The organism is Glycocaulis sp. (assembly GCF_052168375.1).
Lineage (GTDB): Bacteria > Pseudomonadota > Alphaproteobacteria > Caulobacterales > Maricaulaceae > Glycocaulis.
Map to the genome: position 1 here is coordinate 1 of NZ_JBQLZR010000039.1, position 6,579 is coordinate 6,579.

Genomic DNA, 6,579 nt, shown 5'->3' on the forward strand with positions numbered 1-6,579 from the left:
CCTTCCTGACGCTGCCTGAGCCACGCCGGGACATCGCAAAGAAAGTGGTACCCGTGAAGGGGCCGAGCTTTGCCGATGCGATCCGGGAGCTGAAGTCCAAGAAATCCTTCTGGTGGATTTCCATCGGTGCAGCCCTGAGCGCGATGGTCGGTTACGGCCATATCGCGTTCTACGGTTCGTTCTATCTGCGAAACCACGCAGAAGGGCTCGGCATGATGTCGGCGATGGTCAACGAGGCCATCGGCGTCAATTTCGGACCCATTGGCTTTCTCGGCACGGCGCTCGGCCTCATCATCGGCATTTGCGGCGCGGCGGGCACGTATCTGGGCGGTGTGCTGGCCGACCGGGCGGCGCGCAAGAATGTTGCCGGCTATGCCACGGTTCCGGCAATTGCCGGCCTTGTCACGGTGATCCCCTTCATCGCGGCCATGCTGGTCGACAATGTGGCCCTGTCCTTTGCTATACTGGCGGTTCCGATCTTCGCCGGTGCGGTCTGGTACGGGCCGATTTTCGCCAGCGCGCAGAGCCTCGTCCACCCGCAAACGCGGGCGACGGCTGCAGCAGTGCTGCTCTTCGTGATCAATCTTGTTGGCCTGGGGCTTGGCCCGCTTCTGGTCGGTGTGTTCAGCGACCTGTTTGCCCAGTCCATGGACGCGGCAGAAGGCATTCGCTGGTCCATGGTGACATTTGGCGGTGTGGGCGGCATTGCCTCCATCGCCTTCTTCTTGGCTGCGCGAACGCTGAAGGATGAGGTCGTGGCCTAGGCCTTTTCGCCACCTGCCGGGCGTACGATGAAACGTGCGCCCGGCCGGGCGGCACCCGGCCTTGCATCTTCGACATCGACGGTGAGGCCGTGACGGCGCACGACAGCATGGACGAAGGAGAGGCCAAGGCCATGCCCGCGCGGGCCGCCATGGCTGATGCGGGCAAAGCGCATGAAGACGCGCTCGCGCCAGTCTGCGGGAACGCCAGGGCCGTTATCCTCCACGATGAGGACGGGGCCATCGCGCACGATGACCTTCACTTCGCCGCCCTCCGGCAGGAATTTCACCGCATTGTCGAGCAGGTTCGCGATCAGCCGGCCAAGCTGGGCCGGACTGCCGCGCATCATTACCGGTCGGGGTGCCTCCAGCCTGACGGTCGCGCCTTTTTCGGCGGCGACATCGGCATAGAGCGGCGTAACCGACCGGGCGAGCGCGGCCAGGTCCAGCATTTCAAGACCGCGCGTATCGCCGATCTCCGCGCTGATGGCGGAAATATCCATCAGGGAGTTGATAAGCTCGCCCAGTTCGGCGAGCTGTTCACGGGCCTGCTCGATACGCTCCGGGTCCGATGAGGCATCCGCCAGCGTACGGTCGATGCGCACCAGCGGCGTGCGCAATTCGTGGGCGGTGAGGTCGGACACGTCGCGCTGGGCACTGATCAGGCGCTCGATCCGGTCGAGCATGGCGTTGATATTGCGCGAAAGCAGACCGAATTCGTCGGCCGCTTCTGCGCCAGGTGCACGCTGGTCGATGGCGCCGTCACGTACAGACTGGCAGGTGCGGTTGAGCTTTTCGACCCGGGCCATGATCCATCCGGCCGCCACCAGTCCGGCAGCAATGCCGAGCGTTAGCGTGATGATAAATCCTGCTGCGAAGATGGTGCGCAGGCGGGAGAGCGCCTCGGCCTGGCTCGTCGTCGAGCGGCCAACAAACAGGCGATAGTCCTGCGGCATCAGGAAGGCCCGGCCCAGCAAGGGCAGGGTGGCGCCGTCCACGGTGAACTCGCCGCTCACCCAGCTGGCGTCCAGCGCAAACGCGTCCGGCCAGGTATCGATATTGCCTGCGAGCCGTTCGCCGTCCGGGTCTGCCAGAAGATAGACCGGCCCTTCGCCTTCCAGCGGACGCAAGGCCAACCGGTCCTGCAAGGAGCGTGTCAGCCCGGCCTCGCCTTCAATGGAGTAGATGTCCACAAGGCCGGCTGCGTCGGTATCGACGAGCTGGCGCAAGGTCTGGTCGGAGACAAAGGCGAAGGCGAAATAGGCGATCAGGAAGACGATTGTCGCAGCGAGACTCACCAGCATGGCGATGAGCGCTGCGAGGCGTGCGAAAGTTGATCGCAGCACGCCGGGGCGAAAGCCTTTCGGAGCGGTGCGGCTTGGGGTTAAACTCGCCGAAACGCTCATGGATGAAGGTCTCCGTAATGGCGATGCGCGCTTCCACCCTTTCGGGTCTGACCCTGATGGCGATTGGCTTTTCGGCCTGTGCCAGTCATGAGCCGGTACCCGCGCTGGCCAGCGTGGCCGAGCCGGACGGGCAGATACTCGCCGCACTGGATATGGGCCTGCGGGCTGAAGCAGCGGGTGATGGTCAGGCGCTTCTCGCCGCGGCTACCCTGCTGGAGGCCAGCGGCGCCGAGCCGGGCGAAGGCGAGCCTGATCTGGCTGTGCGCTGGCAGGCGCGCGCCGCAGAGCTGGGTGAGACTATCCCGCCCACGCGCGGGCGGATTGCCGGTCCTGCCTACCGCAACGGCATCGTCGGTGCCGGCGAAGCGGCCTTCTTGCGCGACAGCTTTCATTCTGGCCGAACGGCCCGCGTGTCCTTGCAGGCGCGCGGTGCAGGTACGCTGCGCCTGTCGATCCGCCGCGAAGGCGGAGATGCGGTGTGCGAGGCGGTCGTTACCACGGCTCCGGTCAGCTGCCAGTGGGTGCCGGTCTGGTCGGAGCCCTTCACCATCGAGATCGTCAATCTCACCGGCGGGCAGGTCCCGTACTATCTGATCACCAACTGACATCGGGCCTACTGACCGATCAGGGCGAACGGACCCCAGACGCCCGGATGGGCACCGCCCTCCACCGTCTCGTCCTGCATCAGTGCCAGCACGCTTTCGCGGAAGGCTTCCGGGCGGGTGGCGCCAGCCAGCGCGCGTCTTGCCGTTCCTGCGGTCAGGGCTGCAGCCGCGTCGTCACGCACCGTCCAGTGTGAGACCAGAAGGCTTCGCGCTCCGGCATAGAGGAAGGCCTGCGCCAGACGGTCGGGCGCGCGGGCGGACCCGCCTGCGGCAAACGTGTTGCAGGCCGACAGGACGACCCAGTCCGCATTGAGGTTCAGCTGCGCGATTTCAGAGGCGGTGAGAAGGCCGTCATCACCCTCGCCGGGCAGATCGGGCGGCGTGAAGGCGAGCGCGGGTTCGTGCACGGTCTCCAGCTCGCCGGGCAAAAGGCCGTGCGTGGCAAAGACCAGCATGCTGGCCCGCGAGAGATCGGCGCGTTTGACGGCGGTTTCCGTCGCCCAAAGGCCGAGGCGGACATCTGCGCGGCCTTCGCCGAAGATGGCGGCGAGCTCGGCGAGTTCTGCACGGGCACCCGGCAGGGGCGATAGCGAGGACAGCGCCCGCAATTGTTCCTCGCCACTGCTGCGCAGCACCGAGGCGAGCAACATAGGCTCGCTCTCGTCGGAACCGGAGAAAACCGGTGCGCCAAACCCGATCAGGAAAGGTTCGCGCGCCCCATCCGCACTCTCGCGACGGGTCAGGGTGGAAAAGGCGGCAAGCGTCGTCACGCCATGATCGCGGATCAGCCAGGGCGCTGCGCGGTAATCTTCCGGCGTGGTCATCGGATCGCTGACCTCTGCCGACAACAGCACGGGAAACGGGATGGCCTGATAGGCGCCGTCGGCCAGAATGGCGAGCGTCGTGCCCGGCTGCAGGCCGTCTCTCATCTGCGGTGTGAACACACCGGCATAGAGCGCGTGCGCATCGTCTGCCGGGAAGGGGCGCAAGGCCTGGGCTGCACTGCCGGCCTCAAGGCTGGCGCGAAGACGGGTTACGGCTTCGCTCGCTTCCTCGCTTGTGATGGCAAGCCTGTCCATGACGATGGTGTCACGGCTCAGCCGCATGGCAACACCGCCACCTTCGGTGAAGGCAAAGGCAATCACGGTCTCGTTGTCACCAAGGGCGGCGCGCAGTGCCTCTGCGGGTTCAGTCTCATATCCGGCTGAAGGTCCGCTTGCTGATTGTGAGCTGTCAAGCCGGGCGCGCGCTTCCTCGTAGGCGGTGCGGGCCGAGGCGAGGTCTGCCTCGCCGCTGGTCTCGGTCCGGGCACGGATATAGGCGTTTTCGGCAAGGCGCAGGGCACGCCAGTCATCCTGCCGCGCCCGAAGTGCGCTGGCGCTTTCCGCGCTTGCGGTATCGGCGCGCAGGGCGCTCGCCTCGGCGGCGAGGGCCATGTGGGTCGCATGGACAAGCTGCAAGTAGCGCAAGGCAGAGCTCGCGTCGCCTGCAGCATAGGCAACATCAAGCGCCCGCCGGAAGGCGCGTTGCCGTTCGCGGGCAAGCTCGCGGGCACTATCGATATCGGACAGCGACAGATCGGCTGCGAGCGCGGTCACCGCATTGTCGAGTTCTTGCGGGATTTCCCCTGCCGGAGCGTCTGAAAGCGATGCGATCCACGCTTCGTCGATCGCCAGTTCGTGGCGCCTAGCATGACCCTCGGGCAGGAGGCTCCTGGACAGTTCCGCCGCCTCGTCATGATACTGCCGCGCAGCCTGGGCATTGCCTGCCAGCGCTTCTAGCGCGGCCAGCTCGGCAAGAACCCGGATCCGGTCCGGGCCGGTTGCGCCTGACGCATCGAAGACCGAGAGCACGTCCAGCCACTCGGCGCGTGCGGCCTCGTAATCACCGGCTGCAAAGGCTGTATCGCCGGCATTCATCTGCATGCGCGCGGCCTCCACCGAGGCATCACTGGCCGTGGCGCGATAGATGTCGCGCGCCGCGATGAAAAGCGGGCGGGCTTCGGCGGCACGGCCCTGTCCGTAGAGCGACACACCCAGATTATTGAGCGTGTCCGCGACTTGCGGGTGAGCGTCGCCAAGGCTGGCCCGGCGTTCCTCAACGATGGCGCGAAGCAAGGGCTCTGCTGCCTCGTAGCGCCCGGCAGCATTGAGGGCGCCGGCATAGCTGGACCTGGCAAAACCGATAAAGGGATGGCCTGCCGGCAAGGTCGCTTCGAGCGTTTCGGAGGCCTCACGGGACAGCGCGGCAGCATCGGCAAACCGGAAGGCGCGGATCAGGATCGCGGCAAGGCTGACCTTGGTCATCTGGATGTGGGGATGGCCTTCCTCCAGAACCGCCTCGCGGATGGCAAGCGAGCGCTCGACCAGCTCCCGTGCGCCGTCAATATCGCCGCGTGCGTTCAGAATGACACCCAGCTCGAAATAGGAACGCGCTACCTGGACATGGTTCTCCGGGTATAGCTCGCGGCGGATATCCAATACCTGCCTGTGGACCGCCTCTGCCTCGTCGAGGCGTCCCAGACTGCCAAGAATCGAGGCGGCATTGCCAAGCGATTCTTCAAGCGGTGTCCGGTATTGCGGTCCAGCCTGCGCAAAGATGGCTGAAGCGTCCTGAAAATAGCCAAGCGCCTCTTCGCGTCCGCCCGCGTAGAAGATCGCCGATCCTAGCTGATTGAGGATCGACGCCCGGTCGGCTGGCTCCAGTGTCCCGGCTGCGTCTGCAGCATCGAAAACAGCCTGCCAGGCTGTTCGGGCGCCAGCCGGATCCTGCTCCATATCGATGGCTTCGGCACTTGCGATCAGATCACGTATGGCAGGTTCGGTGATGGAGGGAGCGAAGCGTTCGGCTTCCTGCGCGAAGGCGCCAGGTGCAGTCAGAAGGCCAAGTGCGGCCAGAAAGGCCCGTACCCGCTTGTGGTCCATAACACCCTCACTCCCCTCAGATTCCGGCGCTCGCCTGCATGATTGCGTGACACGCGCGCGCTGGCAAACACCCGCCAGTATAACTGGCTGACAATCACGGACAGGCAAGGCGGAAAAGTGGCCGGAAGGCTCCATTCGCCTCGACAGCCTGATGGCGGTGACGCAGACTTGCCCGGTATTCGAGCCCGCCGTTACAGGAGGTTGCCGGTGTCGTTGAAACCCGTCGGACTTGCCCTTCTGGGCGCCGCGTCGCTGTTCTGGCAATCGCCCGCGCTGGCGCAATCGTGTGACCTTGATCCGGATCGGCTTGAAGCAATTGATGCTGCATCACTCGACCTGACCGCGTCAGAGCTGATCGCCTTCCAGCTGGAGCTGGGACAATGGCATGGCGAATGCGGTGAGGTGGAACGTGCTCGGGCGGCCTTTGCCGAAGCCCGCAGGCTTATTGCCCTGGAAGCGACAGCTGATGGGTCCTGGGTTTCCGGCTTCATCGCCCAGGCGCGCCTGGAAGCGGCGCAGGAGCGTTTCGATCTGGCTCGCGAGATTCTCGATGAGGCCGATGCGCTGCTGGTGGAGGCTGGCGCAGAAAGGGCGCGGGACTTCCTCCTGCTCGTGGAGACCTCGGTATTCATCGAGACCGCAGCAAACGAGGCCGATGCGCCGGACAGCCTTGAGGCGGCGCGCGCAGAACTGGCTGTCCTGATGGGCCGTATTGCCCGCGAGGAGGAAGAGGCGCTGACGCGTGATCCCGATGCAGGCGCCGACAGCGATCACGTCATCGTGCCGGTCTTCTACGGTACCAACCGCGTCCGGACCGGCTCGCAGGACCCTAACGCCTTCTATGGCGTGACCGGTGCCGCGCTTGATCTGGGTGTCGTGACGG

The 6,579-nt window shown here is 65.3% G+C and carries 5 protein-coding genes; 3 read left to right on the top strand and 2 right to left on the bottom strand.

Annotated elements, in window-relative coordinates; translation table 11 throughout:
• Positions 1–764: MFS transporter (locus ACTS2Z_RS01470; RefSeq protein ID WP_442571460.1), on the top strand; the 764-nt coding region annotated here is incomplete at its 5' end.
• Here ACTS2Z_RS01470 and ACTS2Z_RS01475 read toward each other — a convergent pair.
• On the bottom strand, positions 761–2,107 hold the full coding sequence (locus ACTS2Z_RS01475) for an ATP-binding protein (RefSeq protein ID WP_442571461.1): 1,347 nt from the start codon (positions 2,105–2,107) through the stop codon (positions 761–763). The two genes, ACTS2Z_RS01470 and ACTS2Z_RS01475, sit on opposite strands and share 4 nt — an antisense overlap.
• 77 nt (positions 2,108–2,184) lie before the next feature.
• Between ACTS2Z_RS01475 and ACTS2Z_RS01480 the strand changes: the two genes are divergently transcribed.
• Complete coding sequence (locus tag ACTS2Z_RS01480) at positions 2,185–2,772, top strand: hypothetical protein (protein ID WP_442571462.1); 588 nt, start codon at positions 2,185–2,187, stop codon at positions 2,770–2,772.
• 8 nt (positions 2,773–2,780) lie between these two features.
• Here the strand turns inward: ACTS2Z_RS01480 and ACTS2Z_RS01485 are convergent, their stop codons facing one another.
• Positions 2,781–5,696, bottom strand: coding sequence for a CHAT domain-containing protein (locus ACTS2Z_RS01485; protein ID WP_442571463.1), 2,916 nt, complete (start codon positions 5,694–5,696; stop codon positions 2,781–2,783).
• Between the two features lie 207 nt (positions 5,697–5,903).
• On the opposite strand from ACTS2Z_RS01485, the gene ACTS2Z_RS01490 reads away from it, so the two are divergent.
• The coding region (locus ACTS2Z_RS01490; protein ID WP_442571464.1) for a hypothetical protein at positions 5,904–6,579 on the top strand (676 nt) is incomplete at its 3' end.

Excerpts from the sequence above, each read along its gene's own strand:
- ACTS2Z_RS01480 (WP_442571462.1), top strand. The coding sequence starts at position 2,185 with ATGGCGATGCGCGCTTCCACCCTTTCGGGTCTGACCCTGATGGCGATT.
- ACTS2Z_RS01485 (WP_442571463.1), bottom strand. The coding sequence starts at position 5,696 with ATGGACCACAAGCGGGTACGGGCCTTTCTGGCCGCACTTGGCCTTCTG.